This window comes from Pseudomonas poae (assembly GCF_001439785.1).
Classification (GTDB): domain Bacteria; phylum Pseudomonadota; class Gammaproteobacteria; order Pseudomonadales; family Pseudomonadaceae; genus Aquipseudomonas; species Aquipseudomonas poae.
In genome coordinates this window covers 187,968-211,620 of sequence record NZ_JYLI01000011.1, presented here as the reverse complement: position 1 = coordinate 211,620, position 23,653 = coordinate 187,968, and the positions used below count along the sequence as shown (strand labels likewise).

23 protein-coding genes and 4 pseudogenes are annotated in these 23,653 nt (G+C 49.3%); 15 read left to right on the top strand and 12 right to left on the bottom strand.

The window, feature by feature from the left end; genetic code table 11:
- Nucleotides 1–504: 504 nt before the first annotated feature.
- From TU75_RS15335 to TU75_RS15320, 4 genes are all read left to right on the top strand, one after another.
- Entirely contained in the window at nt 505–891 is a 387-nt protein-coding gene (locus tag TU75_RS15335) for a hypothetical protein (RefSeq protein ID WP_060549406.1), read from the top strand.
- A 198-nt stretch (nt 892–1,089) separates the two neighbouring features.
- Entirely contained in the window at nt 1,090–1,458 is a 369-nt protein-coding gene (locus tag TU75_RS15330; RefSeq protein WP_060549405.1) for a hypothetical protein, read from the top strand.
- A gap of 323 nt (nt 1,459–1,781) precedes the next feature.
- On the top strand, nt 1,782–2,081 hold the full coding sequence (locus TU75_RS15325; protein ID WP_060549404.1) for a hypothetical protein: 300 nt from the start codon (nt 1,782–1,784) through the stop codon (nt 2,079–2,081).
- A 435-nt stretch (nt 2,082–2,516) separates the two neighbouring features.
- Nucleotides 2,517–2,816, top strand: coding sequence for a hypothetical protein (locus TU75_RS15320; protein WP_060549403.1), 300 nt, complete (start codon nt 2,517–2,519; stop codon nt 2,814–2,816).
- A 102-nt stretch (nt 2,817–2,918) separates the two neighbouring features.
- On the opposite strand, the gene TU75_RS15315 is transcribed toward TU75_RS15320, so the two are convergent.
- Together TU75_RS15315 and TU75_RS15310 are read right to left on the bottom strand one after the other, a co-directional pair.
- The gene (locus TU75_RS15315) at nt 2,919–3,323 is read right to left on the bottom strand and encodes a hypothetical protein (RefSeq protein ID WP_060549402.1); all 405 of its coding nucleotides are present in this window, start codon (nt 3,321–3,323) and stop codon (nt 2,919–2,921) included.
- Between the two features lie 142 nt (nt 3,324–3,465).
- Nucleotides 3,466–3,701, bottom strand: a pseudogene (locus tag TU75_RS15310) (hypothetical protein).
- Nucleotides 3,702–3,914: 213 nt separating this feature from the next.
- Here TU75_RS15310 and TU75_RS15305 point away from each other — a divergent pair.
- The 4 genes from TU75_RS15305 to TU75_RS15295 all read left to right on the top strand — a co-directional run bounded on the left by TU75_RS15305 (nt 3,915) and on the right by TU75_RS15295 (nt 7,167).
- Entirely contained in the window at nt 3,915–4,697 is a 783-nt protein-coding gene (locus TU75_RS15305) for a DUF4253 domain-containing protein (RefSeq protein ID WP_060549400.1), read from the top strand.
- Between the two features lie 138 nt (nt 4,698–4,835).
- Nucleotides 4,836–5,345: an SLATT domain-containing protein gene (locus TU75_RS15300; protein ID WP_060549399.1), complete on the top strand. Its 510-nt coding sequence runs from the start codon at nt 4,836–4,838 to the stop codon at nt 5,343–5,345.
- An 85-nt stretch (nt 5,346–5,430) separates the two neighbouring features.
- Nucleotides 5,431–5,724: a hypothetical protein gene (locus tag TU75_RS28615; protein WP_371914204.1), complete on the top strand. Its 294-nt coding sequence runs from the start codon at nt 5,431–5,433 to the stop codon at nt 5,722–5,724.
- Nucleotides 5,725–5,877: 153 nt separating this feature from the next.
- Nucleotides 5,878–7,167 (top strand): DUF4200 domain-containing protein, encoded by a 1,290-nt coding sequence (locus TU75_RS15295; protein ID WP_060549398.1) that lies wholly within the window; start codon nt 5,878–5,880, stop codon nt 7,165–7,167.
- Between the two features lie 282 nt (nt 7,168–7,449).
- Here TU75_RS15295 and TU75_RS15290 read toward each other — a convergent pair whose 3' ends face one another.
- Nucleotides 7,450–8,271, bottom strand: a complete 822-nt coding sequence (locus TU75_RS15290) for a DUF6602 domain-containing protein (protein ID WP_060549397.1) — start codon at nt 8,269–8,271, stop codon at nt 7,450–7,452.
- Between the two features lie 230 nt (nt 8,272–8,501).
- Here TU75_RS15290 and TU75_RS15285 point away from each other — a divergent pair, with 230 nt between their 5' ends.
- Both TU75_RS15285 and TU75_RS15280 read left to right on the top strand, forming a co-directional pair.
- Nucleotides 8,502–11,048 carry a UvrD-helicase domain-containing protein gene (locus TU75_RS15285; protein ID WP_141719223.1) on the top strand — a complete coding sequence of 849 codons (2,547 nt, stop codon included), beginning with the start codon at nt 8,502–8,504 and terminating at the stop codon, nt 11,046–11,048.
- A 202-nt stretch (nt 11,049–11,250) separates the two neighbouring features.
- A complete protein-coding gene (locus TU75_RS15280; protein ID WP_060549395.1) occupies nt 11,251–11,694 on the top strand; it encodes a DUF4365 domain-containing protein in 444 nt (147 codons plus the stop codon).
- 583 nt (nt 11,695–12,277) lie between these two features.
- Here the strand turns inward: TU75_RS15280 and TU75_RS28095 are convergent.
- Nucleotides 12,278–14,251: a hypothetical protein gene (locus TU75_RS28095; protein WP_141719224.1), complete on the bottom strand. Its 1,974-nt coding sequence runs from the start codon at nt 14,249–14,251 to the stop codon at nt 12,278–12,280.
- Nucleotides 14,252–14,634: 383 nt separating this feature from the next.
- Between TU75_RS28095 and TU75_RS15265 the strand changes: the two genes are divergently transcribed.
- Nucleotides 14,635–15,000 (top strand): histone-like nucleoid-structuring protein, MvaT/MvaU family, encoded by a 366-nt coding sequence (locus TU75_RS15265; RefSeq protein WP_060549392.1) that lies wholly within the window; start codon nt 14,635–14,637, stop codon nt 14,998–15,000.
- On the opposite strand, the gene TU75_RS28610 is transcribed toward TU75_RS15265, so the two are convergent.
- On the bottom strand, nt 14,931–15,185 hold the full coding sequence (locus TU75_RS28610; RefSeq protein ID WP_414860456.1) for a DUF2256 domain-containing protein: 255 nt from the start codon (nt 15,183–15,185) through the stop codon (nt 14,931–14,933). The two genes, TU75_RS15265 and TU75_RS28610, sit on opposite strands and share 70 nt — an antisense overlap.
- A gap of 285 nt (nt 15,186–15,470) precedes the next feature.
- Here TU75_RS28610 and TU75_RS15260 point away from each other — a divergent pair, with 285 nt between their 5' ends.
- A complete protein-coding gene (locus TU75_RS15260; protein WP_060549391.1) occupies nt 15,471–16,925 on the top strand; it encodes a toxin-antitoxin system YwqK family antitoxin in 1,455 nt (484 codons plus the stop codon).
- Nucleotides 16,926–16,956: 31 nt separating this feature from the next.
- Nucleotides 16,957–17,775, top strand: a complete 819-nt coding sequence (locus TU75_RS27355; protein WP_141719225.1) for a hypothetical protein — start codon at nt 16,957–16,959, stop codon at nt 17,773–17,775.
- An 11-nt stretch (nt 17,776–17,786) separates the two neighbouring features.
- Here TU75_RS27355 and TU75_RS28090 read toward each other — a convergent pair.
- From TU75_RS28090 to TU75_RS15240, 6 genes and pseudogenes are all read right to left on the bottom strand, one after another.
- A pseudogene (locus TU75_RS28090) lies at nt 17,787–17,974 on the bottom strand (hypothetical protein); the annotation flags it as partial.
- Nucleotides 17,971–18,180, bottom strand: a complete 210-nt coding sequence (locus TU75_RS15255; protein WP_060549390.1) for a hypothetical protein — start codon at nt 18,178–18,180, stop codon at nt 17,971–17,973. The gene TU75_RS15255 and the pseudogene TU75_RS28090, both read right to left, overlap by 4 nt.
- Before the next feature lie 168 nt (nt 18,181–18,348).
- Nucleotides 18,349–19,044 carry a hypothetical protein gene (locus tag TU75_RS15250; protein WP_197676834.1) on the bottom strand — a complete coding sequence of 232 codons (696 nt, stop codon included), beginning with the start codon at nt 19,042–19,044 and terminating at the stop codon, nt 18,349–18,351.
- A 342-nt stretch (nt 19,045–19,386) separates the two neighbouring features.
- A pseudogene (locus TU75_RS28605) lies at nt 19,387–19,686 on the bottom strand (DUF7693 family protein); the annotation flags it as partial.
- A gap of 234 nt (nt 19,687–19,920) precedes the next feature.
- A pseudogene (locus TU75_RS28080) lies at nt 19,921–20,529 on the bottom strand (histidine phosphatase family protein); the annotation flags it as partial.
- A gap of 188 nt (nt 20,530–20,717) precedes the next feature.
- Nucleotides 20,718–21,188, bottom strand: a complete 471-nt coding sequence (locus TU75_RS15240; protein ID WP_060549388.1) for a helix-turn-helix domain-containing protein — start codon at nt 21,186–21,188, stop codon at nt 20,718–20,720.
- 244 nt (nt 21,189–21,432) lie between these two features.
- Between TU75_RS15240 and TU75_RS15235 the strand changes: the two genes are divergently transcribed.
- Both TU75_RS15235 and TU75_RS28070 read left to right on the top strand, forming a co-directional pair.
- A complete protein-coding gene (locus TU75_RS15235; protein ID WP_060549387.1) occupies nt 21,433–21,990 on the top strand; it encodes a hypothetical protein in 558 nt (185 codons plus the stop codon).
- Nucleotides 21,991–22,635: 645 nt separating this feature from the next.
- Nucleotides 22,636–22,848, top strand: a complete 213-nt coding sequence (locus tag TU75_RS28070; RefSeq protein WP_060549386.1) for a hypothetical protein — start codon at nt 22,636–22,638, stop codon at nt 22,846–22,848.
- 33 nt (nt 22,849–22,881) lie between these two features.
- Here the strand turns inward: TU75_RS28070 and TU75_RS15220 are convergent, their stop codons facing one another.
- Entirely contained in the window at nt 22,882–23,574 is a 693-nt protein-coding gene (locus TU75_RS15220; protein ID WP_060549418.1) for an ImmA/IrrE family metallo-endopeptidase, read from the bottom strand.
- Nucleotides 23,575–23,653: the final 79 nt, after the last annotated feature.

The window sequence follows — 23,653 nt, the reverse complement described above, 5'->3', positions numbered from 1 at the left end:
CGCGAACCATGGCCAGTTTTTGCTCCGGGCTCCAGCGGCGCCGCCGCTCCTGGCCCAAAAGCTCCCCACTCTTGTCGTTGCTATTAGTCATAAACATAACCGTTTGCCTATCCCTTATCGTAAGGGGGAAACGGTGTCCTGTCTTTCATGGGGCTCGTTCAGAATCGTTGCTCGGGCTCACGCCGATGGTTGGTTCCTAGAAGGGATGTATTACTTAGATAGCAATGACCAGATTTCTTGCCTTCGATAGGTGAAAGGTAAGGGCAATAGCTACGCTAATCTGGCTTACACCAGAGCCAGAATGCGGCAAAAAAGCCAGCGCATGTCGACCGGCTCTGGCCGTTTCAGCCAATCACCTCAGGCAGAAAACGGCCAAAAGCTGACATTGCGTGTTGCTGAAGTTGACCGACGATGAACCCGTATTGCAGCATGGAATTGACCTGTGGCAGCGCTGTGCGGCCAATCTGTAAGCGCTACCTTCGCACTTAACCGGGGAAGAGGCTCATGATCATGGTCTTGCCGAAGATCGAACTCAAGGAACTGTCGGTGAAAGCGGAATCAGACGGTTTGACGCTGAGTGATCTTGTTCCCATTTGCGAAAGGTTCGACGTTGCACTGCATGATGTGCTGAACGAACTGTCCGTCGCGGTTGCGGAAGGCTATCTACAAGGATCTCTGCTCTATGACTATTGCGACGGCGTTATGAACGGGATCATAAATGCCGTGGTTGAATTAGGCATGACTAACGACATGCCTCAGCCCGCTTTCTCGCTTTACCAAGCATTCGATCAAGGTGAATGGTTCCGCAGTAACGACCCACCGGAGACTGACACCAGTGAGAAATACACGAAGCCGGTGGTCGAGGAAATAATGCGTACCCTTGCAGGCTAGCTTTCACAGAACGAGAGGTTTTCGCTTTTGTGCTGGACGGTAGTGGATCGAATTCCGCTTTTGGCCGATTGCAGCCAGTAGCGAGACGTTGCTTTCGACCTGAAGAGATTTCAACGAAGTTTCACCGACGTACTACGGCGTTCTTTTAGGTGGCAATTCAGGTGTCATCGGCAAGCTCGCTCTGAGGATTTAAGCCCCATGACTGACCGCTTGGTGTCAAGCTATCCTGACGTACACCGTGCTTTCGATGCTCTAGAACCAGACGAGAAAACGCGGGTGGCTAATTGTATAGTTCTCTGGGCGGTTGATGAAGTAGGGGGTGACTCTAACGAGGTCGCTGAACTGTTGTCGTGTGGAGGTCGGGCCCGACTTGAGACTATATGCGCTCAAATGGAGGAACAATACTTCTATCTGCTGGAGCGCGACGACGACGGATCTTTTGCTTGGTTTTGCAAGGCCCGCGCATATAGTGCTAGCGTGTTCCTTGCCCGTAATGAACTTGACGACGCGGTCTATGAATCGATTTTCGCGATTGATAAACCGTTCCAGGTTAGTGATTTCTTGTGAAAGCGTTGTGCGGTGTGAGCAACGAAAAGCTGTCGACGACCACTTTCGACCCATTGCAGCGCTTCGCATCCGGCAGAGGTCGGCCAAAAGTAATTGCCGGTCAGCAACGATGAAATAGAGTCTACCGTATGACGAAAGTGTTGGAGACGAGCCTTCAACCCTCTCCCATCGACACGTTTCGTGCGAATCGAGTAATGTAGCTGCGAATTTTTTTGCGCATTTGTTCGAGTCAGCGAGGCTACCTATACAGTGGCTTAAAGTTATTCGATTAGCTCATCCAGGTCGGCCAAAACTGTCCCCTGAATAGACCATTAGGAACGTTTATGAATAATCTCGCGGACATAGCTTTGAACTATCTTTGGACGCTGAATTTTTCAAGCGATGATTTAGGGTTTGACGAAGATTGGGTAGTAAAAGAAATTGAGTCTATGTCTCATGAGATGGAACATAATTTCACTGACGCAGAGCGTCAAGCTGTCAAGGAGTCTGCGAGCCGAGCTTTGACGAGGTGGCTAAGGGAGCCTGATGAGCACGGCTATACGCCACGCAAACTTCTTAAACCAGAACAAAGAATTTTTCTAGAGTGTATTGCATCAGGAAAATTCAGCGGCCCAGAACTCTGATTACTTCAAGCGGGCAACTCGGCCGTTTGAAAAAAGAAATAGTGTTATTCAGCCTCACCGTTCGACATCGTGATGTCGGGTCGCAAAGTCAGTCAACAGCCGGTTCTTGCCAACTGCCGCTGATCGCGATGTGCTGCAATGGGACGATAGCTGGGGGTCGTCCCGTAGTCTGCACGCCGTCTGTTGAGCAGGCAGTATCGGCCGGAGGAGGGGAGATCAAGGTTGATCTAGGCGCGGCCATTTGCGTGTGAAACAGCAGGATCGGCAATGTGATTGCCCTTGTCGGCTCGTATTGTCCGCCTTCAATCGTCAATTGTCCCAGTTCTGACCGGGACGTGCTTAACCACCATTAGCCCGGTTGAACTGCCAACGCGTGGAACGACCCGCTATGCCGGTAAGTCTACCTGTATCTACTCATGGTTAAGGTGCAGCGCAATGGATAAGACAATCACCGTCGATCAACTGGCTACCACCGACCTTAGATCAATCAATGAGATATGGTTGGGCGGGACGCATATCCAGCTATGCCTATGGCGTGGCGAACACGTCTTCACACACGAAATGATGAGCGAGGGCACCCACGATCAGAATGTCCGACGCCTTTGCGTGAAAGTGGTTAATCCTGACGATCAAGCTGCAGTGGCCAACGTTGAGTTGATGGTACGCGAACGGCTGATAAAGATGGGGAAGGAGGGTGAGTTTTATCCGGCTGAGGAGGCGGACACTCATCGATAGCACCTATCAGCTCTGGTAAAAAACAGGGTATAGGCTAGTCGTGAGTACCTCAGTACGCCAGGTGAGGATGTGTTGCGATTTCGTCTTTATGGGATAATTGTCCTAGTTCTGTGCTTTGGCGCTCCTGTACTGTTCGTTCCACCAGATCACAAGCTCAGCATGTTGCTCGTGAGTGATCCATGCGAGATTTGTTTTGTCCGCTGGGTCGCCGCCAAAGACTAAGGGCTTCCTATACCACTTGATCTTGCCAGCGAAACGCTCGTCCGGCTCAAGGGAAATCTGCTGGGGAAGGGCAAACGGCGCGGCATAGGACGCATCGAGTGGCAGCGTCGGAATGGTAAACATTACTCCGGAAGAGTTGATGACGATAAAGTCGTCCCATCCTCTTAGACCCAATAGCGTGTACCCCGGAAGATGACGATCAAATCCGTAGGCCTTCATGGCAGCTAAGCTCTCATCCTCCGTGAAGATGATGAAATAGTCGTCGTTTTGCCAACCTTCGTTCATAAGGGGATGACTCACTTTTGGCAGATAGGGAGGTACACTCGGTGTGCTACCAGCATCTCGTGGCCGAAAGAGAGCAACGGTTGCTTACAGTCGGATGATTGTCTGATCACAGAAGACTGCGTTGTTTTGGTACAGGCGCAAATCACTGAGAGCGTAGACGTTGCCATTCATTCCAGCAGTCCTCAGCGATGAGGTCTGGATAACCACGATCTTCTTCCATAGCCAGCGCCGCGCTGAATGGTAAAGCGACGCAGGTGGATCTGTCTCGGATTTCACAAACCTCAGCCTCAGTAAGCGGCGTGCCCTTTTATCCTCGGCGGCTTGCAGCACTGCCGCCAGAGCCGGCACAAAGACTAGACATAACGAATCTGTAGTCATCAGTTTCTTCCCTGAGACGATTAGAAATTGCATGGTAGGCCAGTTTCGGACATCAACATTACCTCGAAGTGCGAACGTCAAAGTTAGCGTAGCGCGCTACTATGTGGTGGCAGGAAGACTTATTGTCGCTTGGCGGCAGACCTTCAATGATGATCCTGGAATGCTTAGGATTACTCACTCAATTCAGTACCAACATGGAGCGGGCCACGGTTTATGGATATCGAATTTCGCGGTAATGGCATGCGTGATAATCCGTCTGTAGGTACATGCGATGAGTACGGCGTGAGCGGGATTACCAGCTTTGACGATCTGACCGAAGCTCGTCGTAACATTGCTGAGGCGCACCCAGGCTTTAAACCCCTGTTCTCGCTCGATGATCTGCACCAAGCCCGCTACACCTCGGGACATGTGCGCAATAATTTAGGGATGGACGATGCATCGGAGCAGGACATAGCGGGCTTGCCTCCAGAGTGCTTTGAGAATGGTGAATACATAGGCTATCCGACTACGAAAGCGGAGTTCGCAATCTGTCTTCGCAATTTCATGACCCTGGTTGCAGCCACGTCTTTCGAGGATGCTTGCACTCATGGTTTGACGCTAGATCAGCAGGCCCTCCAGGAGTGGATCGGTTACCAGAACAACCCTATCTCTCTTCTAGAGCAGCCTCTTTCAGCGCTCCTGGTACCCGTTCAGCAGTCCTGCCAGGCACTCGCGGCTTTTCCGAATGGCTATTTCACTTCGGATCTGGATCCCGCGAAAAACTTTGCCGTTGCGCGTCATTTTTCAGAAGCGCATGGCTATGAGTTGATGGGCGTAGGTGCTTCTTACATCGGCTTCATTCGTGCTGAACCGCCTGATACATCACTTGCTAACGTCGTAGCCAAAGATTTCTGTGCGCTCTATAACACTAGCGATGAAGACCTACAGACACGTATTTCTGCAGTCGCACAGGCGATCTCTGGTCGGACTTATCTGTGGCTTCGTTACGTGGAATGAGCTCCGTGAATAGCCAAGTCTCGCCAGTCGATTTATACATCAAAGTCAACCTATAGCCGGGTTAGGGGGGGCACTAATTTTAATTGGCTAGATTAATGATGAAGAAATTCTAATGCGTTATTATCTCTTGGGGTGTGTATGAGTTTTGAGTCTGAGTCCGAAGTTGGAAAACTGGCATATAAGTGGTATACGCGGTTGGCGTCGATTGGAATGGGTCATTATCGTGCCGCTATGCGATATTCATTTATCCATAAAATGATCTCAATCCCGGCAATTGTTTTTTCAGCAGCTGTTGGAACTACGGTGTTCGCCAGTATGCAGCAACAAATAGATATTTTTTGGCAGGTGGTGGTTGGGTTTATGAGTGTATTGGCTGCAGTAATGACTGCCCTCCAGAGTACACTGGGCTATCAAGAACTTGCTGAAAAACATCGCGCTGCCGGTGCCAATTACAATGCGTTGGGAAGAGAGATGGAGTTTATGTTTGAAGCGGGTAGGGAAAATAATTTTGAAGGCTTGGATAATATGCGTCAGCGTATAGATTCGCTCGCTAAAGAGTCGCCTCATATTCCGAAGTCGGTACATAGTTATATGCATAAGCACGGCGTGTCAGATGAGTGGGTTCTACAGGACAAATCTGAAGTGTGATGATAAGTAGAGTAATGGCTTGTAGATTTAGCGCCCGCCAGTAATGGCTAAAGCCTTAAGGAGGTAATTAACCCGCTAGATTCCCATGCATGGTCACCATGCTTCGTTGCGTACGCCTAAAGCAGGCTCACGGAAAGCTCGTCAGCTGAAGGTTTACACCAAACCCCACAGCGGCGAGGTTATTGTGACAGAAGGTGGCAATCACGCAGGCTTGAAGAGGAAGGCAGAGCACGCAGTGAAACTGTTGAGTCTTGGTTGGCCAAGTGATTTTGATTTGACTACCCAAGGGGCCCTTTTTGAGGGCCTTCTTTATTTTTTAGTCCGATCAGGAGTCCTGTTTGCACCGCTTGTTTTTTCGTCAATCAAAATCGCCTCATGACGGTGCAATTCGCCCTCAAACGCCTGGATTCGCGAAGCAAAGTAGGGAAGAAAATGCTTCTTGGCTGGTGAGCGAGCCATTGCCCTGAATCGTCATAATGCATGGGCTATGATCATCCAGTCGACACCCATCAAATGACTAAAGCTCCCGCCCATGGAAGACACATCTGAGGTTCTCACTCCAGCCGATGACTTGTCGGAAGATGTCGTGACAAGAGAGTCGCTTTATGAACAGGTTTGGTCGGCTCCTATGACCAAAATCGGCGAACGATATGGGGTGTCTTCAAGCTATTTGGCTCGAGTTTTCACCAGCTTAAATATTCCTCGTCCACCGGTGGGGTATTGGGCTCAAGTCGCAGTGGGCAAAGCTAAAGCGCGTCCATTGTTGCCCGAATCTCGGCCTGGCGATTTGACTGCGTGGAGTCGAAATGGATCGCCTCTCCAGGTTTCGAGATCTTTGCCAAAAGAACGTCAAAAAACGAGCCGGAAAATATCTCCAGTCCCTGCTGCACTGCCTCGCAGGCACCCAATTTTACTAGATATTGAAGAGCACTTTAAGAAGGTTCTGGAAAGCGATAACGGTTATTTACGGCCCACAAAACGTTCCATGGCGGATTTAATTGTGAGTCGTACCGGGATAGCCGATGCGGTAGGTTTTGCCAACCAGTTTTACTTGGCTCTGATGAAAGAAGGTCTTGCAGTAGCGCTCAGCGATCCTGCTAAGCATATGAATCGTGAGTCAGTTGATCATAGGGAAAAGGCCTCAACGAGGTACATACATCCTTCGCTGTGGCAGCCGCAACGTCCTACCGTGGTTTACATCGGAGCCATAGTTTTTGGTTTGACCATCTACGAAATCAGTGAGTACGTCGAGGTCAAGTACGTAGACAAGGAGTATGTTCGATTGAGTTCACTTCCAGCCAATCAACGTCGCTCTCCTTATCGCAATGATTGGGTAATGAGTACCGACATGCCTACCGGTCGCCTCTGCCTCCAGGTTTATTCCCCTTACTACCGAGTAGATTGGATTCATCGCTGGATCGAGGACAGACCTGGTGATTTGGTCAGCAAAATCCCAAGCATCGTCAAATTCTTGATTGCTGAAGCCCCAGGGCTTGCCAAAAAAGTAGAGGTTGAGCGAGAAAGGGCTGAGCTCGAACGGCAGAAGCACCAATTGCAGATGGCTGAGTGGCAAAGAAAAGAAGAGGAAAAACGCCGACTCGAGGCGATCCAGGATAGCCTTGAGCAGCTAGAAGCTGTGATTCAGACTTGGGCAAAGGTAAACAGCATTCAGGCATTCTTTGACGATATTGAGAGATCTGCGCATAGGCTCGAAGATGATGAGCGGAAAGTGGTTATCGAGCGGCTGGCTAAAGCGAAAGAACTGATCGGGAATTTGGACGCGTTGAAACACTTCAATGGATGGGAGCCTCCAGCGTTTTGAGTCTATTCGGGCGTCTTGTCGTTCTGTAAGCCCTGCGGAGATGTTGTGCCTGCTAAGACTCGCAAGTCTAGGCTTTCAAAAAGGCCTACTGCTTTCACTGTCTGTAGCATAACAATGGTGTTTGCAGTATTAGCGCTGGTCTTCGTCCAGCTCGTTATCTTTCAGCATTGGTTGTTGGCCTGCAACTCAGGCTTACATGGACAGATGGTAGATTTCGCAGAGAAGCGCTCATTGTCGTGCCAGACGAAGATCCCGGCGGTAGGGGAGGTATAAGGGCTTAGGTTAGGTTTTGCGGTTGAGCAGGTTGTCGAAGAACGTGGTGCTCAGCGCCTCAGTCCAATCAATCGGCAGCAGTTCAACCCAGCTCAACGCCTGAAGAAGGATCACCAGACCCAAGCCGTAGGCGTTGCCAGGGGCAGCTTCCACGTACAGCGGCGCCCCGAACTTGGTGTCGTAAAAGAGCGACGATTTGACACCGTCCGGCCCCATGTACACCGTATGTGTCGCGATGTGGTCATTTCCAAGAATCATGAGGTCGGGGGCGTGGTCTCCCTGGACATTGCGAACAGAAACGTCCGGTGAGTATTTGCGTGCAAAGACTGCACAGAAGGGCTGGTTCTTGAGTGGAGGGTAAGTACGGGGCCAGTCCCTGGCCCTGCCGTTGTAGATAGGCCCATCTACTTGATACTCAGGGTTGGTGCGACCTCGGCGTGTGAGCAGCAATTTCTTTACCGCTTCGGCTTGGCTGACCGCCTTTGCCAATACCGCTGAATCCGAGATCGAGTGCTTGCATTCGATGTAGGCGTACACCGCGTCAACCGGGATTTGTTCTTTTACCGGAAACTGGCGGCTCAAGCCGGAGCGCAGGGTAGGGCTGGACATCTTGTCGTAGATAATGAGGTCATCCCCGGCCTTTTCGCCATTTTCAGCGATGATAAAACCCCGGCACACTCCGTACTTGGCTGGCAGAATATCCTCCAGCAAAGCGCATATGGCGACCTCGAATTCATCCCCAAGGTCAAAGTTGTAGATCGCCTCGATGTCCTGCAACCTCGCTTCGACTTTCCTGGCCAACCTTTCGATGTATCCACCGTATAAGCTCATTGATCCTCCTCCAGTTGCTCGATGTCTGTCTGCATCCATGACGCCAATCCTGCTGACTAACACAGGGTCTGGCAAGTCAGGACATGCTGCGGGATTAGGCGGCTCGGGCTGCCGTGACCTCTGCTTTAGAAGCTTCACGTTGCAATTGTGGTGGTAATCTACGCCCTTATATCGAAGAGGCGGCGCCCGGATTCCTGGCACGCTCTAAGCCTGCAGGGAGCTCTTAGCTAGTGGATTCGCGACCAACCAACCCTCATTCTCAACCACCACAGATTGATTCATCAGATGAAAACGATACCTTGGCGTGTGGCCATAGCCCACAGTCCGCCAAGCGTGGCTTTTTCAACTGGCTCACCAATGCAATCCTCGACGTCGTCGGATTTCAACAAACATCTGCTTGGAATGCGGGTCGGCTTGTCGGTACCAAAGAGGGGAAAAGCAAAGGCTTGGAGGAGGGTTTCTCTCAGGGGCATACCCAAGGACTGGACGACGGAAAGCTAATTGTTGAGTTACGTCCTGGTGCACCTACGACTCCAGCTTCACCGGGCATCAAGGAAACTGCACTGTTCAAGGACTGGAGATTTGCGATCACTCCAGAAATGGCTGCTGAGATCCGGCAGGATGTGAAGCACTATCTTCCTGATCAACCTCCTTCTGAAGATCAGTGGAAGATGATCTTGTCCACCACTCCGACCACCTCTGTAGTGGCGGGTGCTGGTAGCGGTAAATCGACCACCATGGTGTTGCGGCTGATTGTTCTATACCACTACCTCAAAATTGATTTGGCGGGTCTGACGGTTGTCACTTTCACAAAAGAATCCAAGCTGGATTTCGCGAAGAAAGTCCGCGAGGTGTTTGACCTTTGGGGTTATGAAGTCAGCGAGAAGAAGTCCCTTGAGATTGTCCGCACGTTCCATTCCCGCATTCTGTCCTTCGCAAAAAGCATCGATGGTCTAAGTGATGTAAAGGCTTTTGAGTTTCTAGACAACAAGCCAGGTGAGGACGAAAAGGACGGTTCGATGCTGAACGTCAAGCTGGGTGAAACCCAGCTTGACCTGATGAACGCGACATACCAAGAGCTCTATGAAACCAACACGGAGTTTCGCTCACTGATCGGAGAACTCTATCAACGCTCACTATTGCTAGCTGAGATGAATAAAGACCATCCAGACGTTCTGGAGCGCCAGGATAAGGCCTGGCAAATGGCGAATATCGATGATGCGTTGTGCGCTCAACTTGAAGGTCTTTGGGAAGCTGCCGGTTATTGGCCAATTGATGGGATAGAGCCTGCACATAAGACTGTCCGACTGCTTGGGAAAAACTTCCGGGTGAACGGATATATTCCCGAGTTCGATACCTACGTGATTCTAGGGGTCGACGATACCGAACCAAATGAAATTAAGCTTGATCACCAATATGGATGGTTCATGCGCAAGCACGTGCGCGACAAGCGGACGCTGTTTCAGGCGTTTTGCAGCCCACGGGTTGTCTATCTGAACAGTTATGTCGATGCATCGCGGTCGGTTGACGCGCTCAAAGGTCGGATAAATGGATGCCCGAAATTCCAGTACAAGGTCAGGGGAGAGATAAGCTCCAGTTATATTTTGGAGGCATTTTTTTCCAATGCTTCCTTCATCGAAAACCTGGGCCTGGACGCCATTGAGGCGGTCAAAAATATGACCTTGTACAAGGATGAGCCCGACACGCCATTTTTCCATGCGATGAGCATTTACTGGGCCGCGTTCAACGATGGACTGCTGCAGATGAGCCCGCCGGTAATGACGTTTAACAGTATGTTTGCGATGTTCAGCGAACGTGGTCAGCAAAATTTTAGGGCAGTACCGGACAGCGTACTTCGCCCCATGACGACGCTGCTCATCGACGAATTCCAAGATGTGGGGGCGAACACAATCTCCTGGGTCAGGGCGACCTTTAAGGAAATCGAACTGCGCGGGTTGGCCGCTAAAACTTTGGGCGCGCCAGCTTATGCTTCGGTGATGGCAGTGGGGGACGATTGGCAAAGCATCTATGGATGGCGTGGCAGCTCTCCACGTTTTCTGATGGAGTTCGGCAAGGAGTTTAGGTCGCCGAAACAGACACAGGTTTTCATGCAGGAAAACCATCGATCACACCAAATGGTGGTTGATGCGGCGGAAGCAATCGTCAACCAGACACCAGGTTTTGAAAACAAGCACGGTGTTGCCGTTAACAAGCGTGTGATCGGCAACCAGATACCGGTAGAAGTTCGAGAGCTTGACTGGGAACACCTAGTGCAGATGACCGAACACCATTACGACGCTGGCCACTCGATCCTTATTCTTTACCGTAAACGCGACACCAAAAAAGATGCCAAAGCAAAACTTAGCGACGTCATTGAGAGAGCTCGTGAAGATAAGCGAGACAAGGCCATCAAGTTTCTGACCTACCACTCCTCGAAGGGCTTGCAGGCCGACGCCGTCTTTTTGCTGGGGGATTGCGAGGTCACCACATCATCGCCTTCGAGAAACGATTTCTATGCCCAGGCTGGTATGGCGAATGCGGGCGAGCCCTGCGGTTACGACAGAGCACAGCAGCAGGAGGCGCTGCGAACAGCCTACGTCGCCATCACTCGGGCCGTCACCTACTGCTACTGGTATATTTCCTGGGACGAAAAGGTACCCGCGTCGGAGAAGGCAAGCCGTTATATCAAGGGGGATCAGGCCTATTGGAACGTTGTGACTCCACGTCCTGCGCCCCCTTCTGATGGGATCAAACGTAAAGTAGTTAAAGGACGCTAGCTAGGGCCTTCGCTCGTCACAATCTAATATCTGCAGGCGACGTGCGGGAATGCAGAAAAGCGCAGCGGCTGGGCGGACAAGGAGGTTGAGCGATATCCTATTATTCCTTCCGCCCTTCATTTCAAATTAATGCTCCACCTCCGTATCACTCAGGTTTGGCGGTGAGAGCGTTCATTTCCACTGGATAGGTGCGGTAAACAACATGACGTTGAAAATAGAAATAAAAAACAAGCTCGCAATCGGTAAACGAAATGAATTCGCCATCTGGGGATACTTGCTCGGCGAAGGGTTTGATGTGTTCCCCTCGCTGGTCGACGACAAGGGGATTGACGGAATCGTTGGACACCAAGGTCGCTACTTCGAAGTTCAGATCAAGAGTGGCGAAAACTGGAACAATCCGCGAGGTCTTAGCCGATCTGCTGTGAGTAAAAATCTTGACCGTATTTTTTTGATCTACAACACCACCGAGGACGAGGTTCGATATTTCACAGGGCGGCAGATTCTTGATGAGCCTGAATGGCGAGAGTGCATTGACTGGACGATTTCTCAAATTAAGCTTCCTAAACAAATGCTGGAGAAATATGAGGCTCATAACTGGGCCGGATTCGTCGCGTACCTGAGGTCTTCGATACAGGGACGCCCTTAAGCCAATCGGGTGGCCAGTCTGCTATCTGGCTTTCACTACCCAGATATGATCGAACTTCTCGTGTAGGTCTAATTCATCGATTCTCGCCGCATTGCCTAACTAGGCGATGCGGGCACGCTGGCTACTCGGAGGACTCCCTTTCCCTAGGAGCCATGATCTCATCCAGCACGCCTATCGACTCGTCCTCCATTACGGGCTGCGAATGCGCAAACAGGTCATCAGTGAATTCCCCGGGCTGTCGGAGACCCATCGGCGACACTGCCGCGCTGCTGTGCTTGTAGCCGGTACGGAAAAGGCTATTAACCGATTCAGTTGCTGCCTTCGTCATGAGCCGCCCGTCGTCGGTCGGGTATCCCAAGTCCACCAGAGCTGAGTAGGAAACTTTTTCCAATGTATCCCGTCCTATATTTGTATTCTCCACCTTCAATCGACTTTCCCAGCTCGATCCAAGTCGAGTTTGACCAGGATTGGACGTGAATGAACTGCCGACGCTTGGAACACCCCCTGTGCTGGAGGATCTGTCAAAATTCGAAGCGCCACCTCACTAAACGTCGAATAAGAAATAATTTTGAGGATTAGTTGTCTAAAGATTTTCGACGAATGTATCGCACTCATCTATCACATATTGAGGTACGAGCTGAAACTGGGAGGGATTAAGCTGGTATATGTAATTGTTTTCAATGTGGAACGCTTCATTGATAAATTTGCGAATCACGTCGGATTCTATATCCTTTGCTTTGCCATCGAAAAGCATTCTGTAAAGATGAAGCTTTTCATAGTTGTTTTTTGAGTCGAAATACAATTTCTTCAGTTCGTTGTCGTTTTGTACAAGTTGAATAAGTCTTTTGTACTCAAAGCTCTCTACGAATTTGCAAATGTGCTGAGTTCCCTCCTCCAATTCGCTTTCCGTTAGCTCGATAAACCCGCCATTTGGATCTTTTTTAGATGGCTTGGATCTTTTGTGGAAAAGGCTGGAAAGAATATCAAAGCTGTATTGTTTATTCTCCGTGATTTCGTAGTAGCGTCGCAGATAAACTAGGCGATTTATTTCGTGGCAGTCCGTACGCGAATTAGTCATCGCAATCTCTATGAAAGTCTGAATATCCGTCTTTTCAATTGTGTTCTCGCTTAGTAGGCCTTGGTTATTTTCGAGGAAGTAAACGGCTGGCTTTATGAAGCGGTCAGGGTGATGCAGCATCATGTCTACTACGGGTTCGAAATCGTGAGTGAGGAAAAGAACTGTCTTACCCCTGAATGAATTTTCCTTGCGGAATAGAGCGTCAACTATTGCGTATTTCTTGTTTTTATCGAACGACGAAATTGGGTCGTCAAGTATTATCAAATCGGCTTCGCTTTTTAGGCAGTCATACATGAATAAAACTAACGAAAATGCGTTGCGCTCTCCATAGCTCAAGTGAGAGCGTACATTTGCTATCTCACCTTCTATTGAGTTGTGAACCAATTTTAGTTTGTAGCTCTCACCGTCAGCAACGAGCATAACTGAATAGCTATACCCGGCATTTTGCAAAAATTCATTGATTCCAATGCCGTTGTTTTTTATGAGTTTTTCTATAAGTTTTTTTTGCTTCGCGACACTGCCTTGAAGCTTCCCAGCCTTCTCAAGCAACGCATCAATGCCCTTGTTAACTATTTCAATTTTTTCTGCTGTGCTTTCTGAGTTTAGATGAACGTATAGCTCTAGTTGAATTTTATGGTTTTTGAGTTCTTCAATTATGACGTCAACATTTCTAAGTGTTGAAAATCCTAAGTTTTTAGCTTTTGTCAAGCTGCCAGATAGACGATCAATTTGACCCCAAACTTCTCGGATAAAAGCAGCCTGATCGTCCGTGTACCCTTCGATATTTTTTATAAAGCTATCGATACTTTGGCTAGTCTCAGTTGAAAAGTATTTGTTGAGTTTAGAGAATGTGGCAATGGTTTTTGCTAGGCTTTCAATGGATTTGGAGTCATACGATTCTGTAACCTTAGTTATTACTTCCAGCGTGTCCTTTACATCATGTGTGCAATACGGACAATCTGATGAAATGTCTAGAAAGGGCTTGCCTTCTTGTTGCCACTTTATCCACTTGTAATTCTGTTCGTGTTGAATCAAAGTCGTAAATTTCTCCAGGCCCGCCGGAATGGATTCTACCTTGTTACCATTTTTTAGTGCTTTAGCCACATTGCTCGAAGCATGGAATCCTGTTTTTACAGGTTTTCCAAAAGCGCTAGAGAGTTCAAGTAAGTCTGTTATTAGTGTTTCGATTTCTGGATCCGCCCCTAGCATGTCCTTCATTTCGCTAGTTAAATTTCTTATTTCTTCCATCCCCGCATCATAATCCTTATCTCTTACAAAAATATCGAAACTACCCTTCACCAACTCATCAGCCTGGAAGACAAAGTCATTGATGTATGATTCGTCAAACACTCTGAGTTTAGTGATCTCTTCAGATCCTTCTATCTTGGGTGATAGCTCTGGGTTTTCTGCGTTTTTGAAAGACGTAAGTTCGGCTAGCTTGCTTGTACCAGCTAATTTGTCGTGTATAGAAAGCGACAACGCTCTAGCTACGGTACTTTTTCATGTTCCGTTTGTTGCATATTTTATATTGAGCTTGCCCAGAGATATATGAATGGCGCCACTATCGATGTTGTTACAATTGAAAATTTTAATGTCCATATGCAAATCCGCAGGCCTGAGGTGAACCCGAATAATAGCTGAGAATATTATTTTTGCAGGGAAAGGGCTTTATGTGGGCAGGCGAAATTTTTCTCGTACGATTTTTATGTCCCGTGACATTTGCAATGCTGGTGGAGGACAGACGCCGTTTTCTTTAAGGGTGAGCACCACTGATTCTTTATGGTTTAGCGCGAATGCGACCCACAATATCCAAATTTTATTTTTGGTGTATTGTTAGCAGACTAACCACACAGAGACCTGCCATGTCCAAACTCGCCGAATTCCGTCAACTCGAAAAACACCTTGCCGAGCAACTCCAGGCGCTCGAAGCCCTCAAGGGTGACGCTGGCCTAAAGAAAGAAATAGAGTTCGAAACAAAGCTGCGCGATTTGCTCGCAAAATACAGCTACGGCTTGAAGGACGTGATCAATCTGCTTGATCTGCAAGCCGGTCGACGTGCTCCTGTAGCCGCGCCAAAAGCCGGCACGCGCAAAGCCCGCCAAGTGAAAGTCTACAAGAACCCGCACACCGGCGAGATTATCGAAACGAAAGGCGGCAATCACAAAGGTTTGAAAGAGTGGAAAAGTGAGTACGGAGCGGCGACTGTAGAGACTTGGCTCGCCAAGTAATCTCTGGTCAGTACAAAGGGCTCCTTGATGGCCCTTTTTGGCTCAACTTTTGGTGCGCCAGCAGTGCCCCGAGCAATAACGAACCTCCCCCAGCATCGCACCCATTTCTTCCTCCAAGTGAAAAGAAGGCCGCACGTAAGGCAGGTTTTTACTGGAAGCTCGTTCTTTTTCACAGCCGCACCCATGTTGATGGTGGTCAGCAGGTTGCTTCTATAAAAAGTATCCGGTGGTACGCAGTTGAAGGCTGTAAACCCAGATCCCGAAAACCAAAGCGTATTCCTTGAACATCGGAAGCGTGAGCAGGTGGACGATAGAATGGCTACCCTCGCTCATTCTTCCTCAAGGTTTCGCCCTCGCTGACGTTAAGGAATGGTACGCATCGCGTTCTACGGGACGCTAAGCTGCGCAACCTCAGGACTTAAAAGCCCATCACGGCCAGAGGGCCGTCGCTTACCAAACAGGAGTTTCAGGTGAGATTTATCGCAGGTCGAGCTTTCGCGATTGGTGCCATTGGATTGGCCACCCTCAGCCTTACTGGCTGCAACGAAGAAATTGACGCCCGTCAAACTAAAGAAATACAAGGCCTTCTGTATAAGATCCACGCGGAAGATCCGTTTACTGGTCGTGTCACGAATTACCCAATTTCAGTTCTCGGGCTTTTTAACGTCGGCACATGCATTGTTGACTTCAAAAAAGGGCTTCCCGATGGTGACATGAAGTGTGCGGACAATGCAGGCACCGTGGTTGGTACCGGTGAATTCAAAGCAGGTAAGAAGGACGGTAAAGCCGAGCGCTTCGATCCCAAGACCAGCAAAAAGGTGGTTGTTGAGCACTGGAGAAACGGTCGGCAAGATGGCGTTCAGGAACTGTACGACGCCCAGACCGGAGAGAAAATTCTAGAGGTAAGCTACACCGAAGGCCGTAAGGACGGTCGTGAACGTGCTTGGGATAGCGCAGGTAAGGAAAAAATTGCAGACCTCGAATGGAAGAACGGGTTGCAAAGCGGCTTCGACAACAGAGGCACCCAGCATCGCAATTACGCCAATGGTAAGAAACAAGGCCTTCAGCAGGATTACAGCATCGATAGCAACCGGTGGTATCTGGCCAGCGAGAACAACTACGACAACGATTTAATGGATGGTGTCCAGAAGCAAATGGACGCTCAGGGCAATGTCACAGAGCTTAGTGTCTTCGACCACGACAAGATTCGTTCTCGCACCGTGGATAAGTACAGCTACACCGGAGCGCACGTGCATCACTACACTGGTCTCGCAATCATTCAAGATGCAAATCGCTACATGGCAAGCGACCTTAGCAAAGATGGCATTGAGCAGTATTGGGACGATCAAGGTCACCTGATCCGTGAGCTCCAGTGGAGCAAGGGCATCCTACAGAGCGCGGTGGCGACGGTATGGTCGGGTAACAAGCAGGACAGCCAGTTCCAAGGTATTGGCGTTCGCACAACGTTACCAACCCAGAGCGTGGTTAAGCATGGGCAGGAGAGGGTGATCAGCGATAAGGGTGAGCTGCAGACCGTTATCTTTTGGAACAACGGTAAACCTACTCAGATCCTTGCTGCCTTAGCTCCGAGCTTGAGCGCTCAGTATCCGGGGAAAATGGCTCTAGTCGATAATGACCGTTATGGAAGCGGTGTTACCAGCATCCCTGACTTTGAAGAAGCTAGTCGCTTTTCAGGAGCGGGAATACGGGGAGAAAACCTGCAACTGGTTAACATCCCCGCTGCTAGTCAGGAATCCGCCGCCGGGACAACACTAATATCTTCGGAACCTACGGTTGCAACACCAGGTATCGGTGGAGATTCCGACAGTTGCGTTCAGCAAAGACTTGACGCGGTTCACGCAGAAGACCCCGACGCGTTGATCCGTGCGGATATGCTCGAAGAGTTTGAGCAGGACTGTAAGTAACCTAGTGTCTCGGCTTTGCGGCACTTGGTAAATGTGTCGCTATCGCCGTGCTATGGAACTTAAAACGCATGTCAATATACGAGAAGATGATTACAGAATGCTGAATTATTTAATGAAAAATAAAGCGCCGATAGATTCTAGGTTGTTTCATTCATCCGTGAATCCCAATGCTCTTCTGCCTGGAGATATGGTTTTATATACGCCAAACGAAGAGGTGTTTAAGGGGGATATTGCTGATTCTACGAAAGGAAATTTTTTTCACGTGGGGCTCATTTTGAAAAGTTTGGGTTCATCAGTGTATGAAACACTTCATACTGGTGGAGGTGGTGCCTATATAAGAAATGAAAATTTTTCAATTGGCATTGTTTCTGACGGGGTTTTTATAGTTCGCGTCAAGACTAAAATAAGCGCCTCAGTTATCTATGCACAGGCGCAAACATTGGCCGGCACACCTTATGATAGTGCAAGCTTGTTTGGTGTTGGTTTGGCGGCTTGGGATAGAAGATGCCTACAAAACAAAAGTTTAATTTTTAGGCTGTTTGGTCAAAAATTATCAAAAAAGATCATAAGTTTTGTTAATAGAAAGGGGTCATTAAAGATTTGTTCAGGTCTTACCTTGGACGTTTTATCTAAGAGCATAGTTGGAGGTCAGAAGCTTTTTAAGGAATCTCCTGTAGCATTAAGTCAAATGAGTCCGAATTGCATTTATTTCGAGGCTGTCTTAGATGTGGATGATTTCGAGATATTTTGTTTGAGTCCCATGTCGTCTATACAGCTTGATCGGCGAAAGAAATACTTCATTCGAGCGGGACTTTGTCTGTTAAATAAAGTCAGCCCTAAAGCGCCCTAAAGCGCCCTAACTGTGTTCTCAAGATAGTGAATACCTGCGAGGGACACCTTCGCTACTCTGATTTCCGATCAAACTATAATAAGAAATGCCGGCCACCAGTAGTGCTTTCAGTGCGCGGAAAATTGATCGCAGTTTTCGCGATTATGTAGTGCTGGCGTGAAACGCGTTTGAGATCAAAATCAAATAGTGGCCGGGTCATGGGAGATTTTTGAGTCGGGCTAGACCTTGCTTGATGTGTCCGGCGTTCTCGCCGATTGTCTCCAGAGCACCGCGAACGTTATTTCCTACATCCGCATGTCCGTGGGCTTCTACGTGGAGGGTCAGCTCCATCAGGGCTGCCTCTAGAGCAAGCTGGTTTTGGTACATCCTTTCCAGCACGTCTGAAAACGAGTATTCACTGGGCATTTATATTGTCTCCTAATAGTAGTTCCTGCATCCTGCGCTGCTAGAACACTGTCAGCTTACTTGCTGGGAATTTAAAAGAGCTTTACTAGATTCATAGTCGGGACTTTATACGGTACGTATTGGCAAATACAGGCCGAAGGTAACTTATAAATATCGCATTCGTTACTTTTAATCAGTTACCTGTTCGTACCCTGTATCTGTCTTTTTAAAGCTTCGTCGCTTTATGGTTATCGGATTATCGATCATTGCTTGGACAGGGCAGATGTGACTAATGTCCGAAATATCACCAATTTGAAATTCGTAAGCGCCCCTACTATTAAAACCGGTATTTTCAACACCAAACGATATGCGAAACTCTCTTTGCCAAGAATATTTAATATCCTTTGTAAACAGTCCTAAAGCTCCGGAATAATTATCAAGCTCCCTATAGTTGATTAACCCAAACCCCTCATGTATGAATGGAGAGCTAAACGCATTTTGCTCCTTCGCAAGAGCGATATTTATTCTACGCCCAAATTCTGTTGCGCTGGTTATAAAGAGCACATGCGTCCCGAATTCCAAAAAACGCGGATCGAATGTAAGCATCCCATCCACCTCCCCTGTAATTACTGCATCCTCGTTTTCTGATAGTGCCCCCATGCAGAAAAGCATGATGTTTTTAGGTTGAGGAAAGTCAGCTCGCAAAATCGCTGCCGGCCCCAGATCTGTCTCCACATCACTCTCACCGATCTTGATTGAAAGTGTCGCGTAACCTTCAGTATTTTTCCCCGCTCTCAAGATACCGTAGACCTTTTCGAGTTCATCCACTCGAAGGGCAATTGACTCTTCATCCTTAAGATTGGAAAAATAGTCGAGACTGTTCATATACAGACATCCTGCCTGCATCTGGCGGAGTCGTTCGTAAGATGAGACTTTGAATAGCAGCCAGAAGTCTTGACGAGGTGGCGGATCTTGAAAGAATTGCTGAGTCCCGAGCTCCATTTTTTGCTCTCACAGCATGTAGATACGTTAGCTATAGCAGGTTCTGCAAAATATTTCTATCTGGTTAGGCCTGACTCAGCATGGGTGGCAAGTGGAGCTTGTAGGCTACAGCCGAAGACGTGAAGATGGACGCCCGCAGGGGCCGAGATGCTGGCGTCTAAGCCTAGGCTTGGTTCACAACAGCCCGCACCTGAAAGGGTACGCACCGAAACGGTAATTTTCACTTCACAATGTCTTTAGTAGTTGCTCAAGTGTCTGATGTTCCCATGTGCTGAGCAGTGCAACTGGATCAGTGCCAAAGCGATCCCCGGAGTCAAACGACCAGTGTCGCCCATCTGGACTGACGCATTGTTCGCAGTAGTCGAGCTGATCACAGTCGTTGTGAATCGATATCTCCCAACCGTCTACATTGATCTGGAAGTGGCCGGCATAAATCTCGTCCCACGATTCACGACCCACCTTACTCATGGCGCGTCGACCGAAAATCACCTCCCTCAGTACCTGGGATACCTCTCTCGCGGAGAGCTCAGCCGCAGTGCTTACGCTGCCGCTACCAACCTGATATGAACGAGCTGCCGCTCTGGCCTCTTTCAGTCTTTCCTCAGCATACATAGCCGGATCATCATCTGGCAGCGGATAGCCTGCCGCTGAGAGAGCTTCGGCGCGCTCTTCAATGAGCAAACGCTCGAGATCGCGAACTGCTTGGTAGGCTCTGCCTGGCACGCATTGAGTTACGTCAATTCGCGGCTCCCCAGGACTCACTTTCCAGCCAGCGTCGTCTGGGTATTTGGTTAGCTTGTAGCCACAGCAGTTAGGCACCTGGTTGGTGATCTCGTACTCGCGCCACTCGGTCATTGCCTGGCCATCGATTGTCTGCGGGTTGCGCTCGATCAGCCACGCGACGGCATTGATAAGTTGCCCATGCGAAAACACTACGATGTCATGAGCAGGATGCTCCGCAAGTCGATCCAGGAAAGACTGAGCTCGAGATATAAAGTCTAAAAATGACTCTGCGCCTTCCCCGTCCGTGAACTCGGGGTCTGCCTTGGCCCAATATGCCTCGACCCAGTCTCGTCTCTGAGCAACGGTCGTGTTAGTACACCGCTCAGGCTCAAGGTATGTGAATTCGTGGATAGGCCATATTTCAAACGGCACTGAAGGGAAAGCAGCCACTGTCTGCATTGCAGTTGCTTGAGCTCTGGAAAACGGAGAAGCAACAATCAGGTCTGGGGACTTGGTGAATGACCCGGCGACTAGGCGCGCTTGTTCTACACCTTTTGGCGTAAGAGGGATGCTCGCGTGATCCAGGCTGGCTTTGCCGGCGTTGGCCGCGCTTTCACCGTGCCTGATTAGCCTGACATGCTTCATCGAAAACTCTCACAGGCTGGCACGCAGCGCGTTCCATCCATTTCTGATATTGGCGGCTTATGACGTAGAGCCAATGGATTGTTGCCCCAACAATATCAGAACGCTTTGGTCAGTGGTCTGGATGGACAGGTCAGGAATGATGGGCGTGCAGAGCCTCTGAGTATCCCGACAGCACTGTAGTGAGAAAACTATTCCTTGTGCCAGTAACGCTGCACAGTGGAGGCAGGTAAACCGAGCTTGATCACTGTCTCACGCTGAGTCATGCCCGCAACCTTGCACTCTCGTACAGCAGCCAATTTTTTCTGGGAAACCTGAGCTCCCGACGGTCTGCGTACCAACTCGCCATTTTCTATTTGGCTTGCGAAATCGGCCAAAAAACGTGGCGAAGAAAACTCGCGTACTTCCGTTTTTACTTCGGCCAGTAACTCATGAGGCGATATTTTTTCGCGAAGACTTGTTGCGAGCACCAGCAACGAGACGGTTCGGAGGTCAAGGATCTTTGCTACGGACTCGAGCGTTTCAAGCGATACGCTGACTTTACCGTTTTCAAGGTTGTTCACGTGAGTGGGGTCGATGCCAGTAGAAAAATCCTCTGCTTTCAGATCACGGGCACGTCTGAGAACGCGTAGGACAGCGGCAAGTGAGTCCCTAGCAAGCATTGGAGTCTCCAAATGCGAGGATAAGGCCACATTGCTAAAACCCATTCCATCTAATATATTCAGCATCGGGCATGGCTGGTTGATATCACCTCCGTATCGCCTACCAGCAGGGAAACGCCAGAGCTCCTCGCAGCAGGGTCTTCCGCGCGCACCTCCCTGCTACCGGAACATGGTTACATTTGGGGAAGCTGTAGATTTCAACTGCTCCAGAACTCTATTACGTGAATAAAAGGTAAATGTTGTAATGAAGTTTGATTGCGTAAAAGTTTCCGGAACGCTCGACTATGTACGATCTGTGATGCCCATGAACGGTGGGTATAAAGCCAAGATCAGTATTGATGGATCTATCATTCCTAATTTGACATTGACCAATAAAATTTACGAAGAATTAGAGGTTGGCCAAAGTGTGACACTTTATGGGATGTTCAAGAACAGTAGTAAAAAAGAAAAAAATATTGGTGTGATTTATGGTGTTCAAAAAGAAAGTGGCGAGAAAATGTTCGCTACTTCCTTTAGGCTCATGGTACCAATGATTTTGGCGGGCGCCGCCGCTCTCGCGTTCTGCATGGTATTTCTCATCGGCTGGTTTCCTTCTTTATTCGCATTGATCTTCTTATTCGGACAAGATCAAAGCTATATGTATAACGCTACAGTGGTTACCATATTTGAAGCAGGGCTGGTTGCGCTGTTTTTCCTTTGGCGCGCCTGGGTAATTTTCAGTGCCACCTCAAGGCCGGAATCGTGGGAAATTATTGCCCCTTCCACGCTGTCGAGTCGCTTCAGCAAGTTTCATAAGGAGTAATGTTCGCGGCTGGCGGTAAAAGCTAAATGTTTGCGCCGCAATTTCGCTGAAAATTGAACTCAGTCAGAATTCCGGCGCACTACACATTAGGCAAGCGGAGCGCGCAGGCGTGCAGGATGAGCGCCCGAAGGGCCGAGACGCGGTTTGCCGTGGCTCGGTTCACGCCAGCCATCCGCCGAAGGTGGCACGCCATAACCACCGCCCAGCTTTGTGAAAAGGAGGCTGAAATGACCTGCGATTTACTCCGCGAGCGTGAGAGAACTAGGCGAAGAGCTCTGTGGGCGCTTGCAAGCCTCCGTCCTGGTGATTCTGCAGCATCCGAGCTCCTTACCATACTTGATGAGCTCGACGAACAAGAACGAAGTGGTACGTCCTATAGCGATAACCCACTCGAGCTCATTGAGGTTCGTAATTCAGTCTCAGCGAAGCGTCACAACTCCGGCATCGACATCATTTTGGAGCAGAGTATTCCGCAGCCCTGGAGGGAGCGGTTCTATCAGGCAAGCATCGGATCGACCAGGTTGGTTGATGGGCCATACGCCGCAGACTGGGATAAATTCCTGGCGAGTTGGGAAGCAGAGATGCGGTACCTGGAGCAGCATAGGGCCGCAAGATATCAATGAAAAAGACTGAGCGGGTGAGGGCATGAGACAAGACGATGACACGGTGTACTGCGATATCCAGATGCCGCTAGCCCAGGGTCGAGTGCTTCTGGAATTAGTAAATGCACTGCGAGAATCGAAAGCTCATCCGCGTCTCGAAAAAGTCTTCGAGCACATGCAAGACGAACTCAGTACGTCCATCGATTTCGTCGAAAACCCACCAACCAGGGACTCGTTTGGGCCGACGCGCCACTGAGCATCGGCACTAGAGCATCAAGGAGGATAGAGGCTAAGGCCAGCGTACTAGCTGAAGCTCCTTGATTCGTATCGCCATCGCAATATCCGAAACCCCAAATTGAACCGAAAGTGGAATCAAATTACGGTTGTTGAACCGGGCACACCTTGCCAACGAAATCTCTCGATCAAGCGAATCCCTTTCTGCGTTCAGAAGCGACCATGGATCTGAAGGGTTGAGGTGGTAACAGGTGGTATCAGTGAAGGGGAGGGGGCCCTTCATTTGAAATTGAGCAGCAAAAGCATCTAGTAGAAGTCGGGCTGGTATCAAAAAACACGCCGCAAAGTAATCAGCCTCCCTTTCCTTGGGAGGGCGACTTTGTCCTCGTGCAGATCCGTCTAAAGGCTTATCACGATGCATCACCTCATCGTCATGAAGCACAAAGTGACCGACCTCGTGAGCGCCGGTGAACCGGATCACATTTAGTGGGAATTCGGTGGAAACTGCTATGCGTCGAATCGAGCGATTCATTAAACCAGCAGCCTTGAAGCGCTCTCCCTCTCGCCCGAACAGTGGAGAGCCCAGGTCTGGAAGGAGCTGGTAATCAAGTCCTAAAATATGGGCCGCGACCTCAGGTGCCAGCATCTGAAATGGCGTCAGGTGTCGGTTTGGCCATAAGCGTTCTTGGTTGTCCCAAATTTCTTTATGAAGACGATGGGCTGCTTGCTGGATGCTTTCACGATTCATAGCTTTGTACACCATATGATGTGCTATTTTTGTAGACTAATCACCATATGTAGTGTTGTCAATGACCTGTAATGCCAAG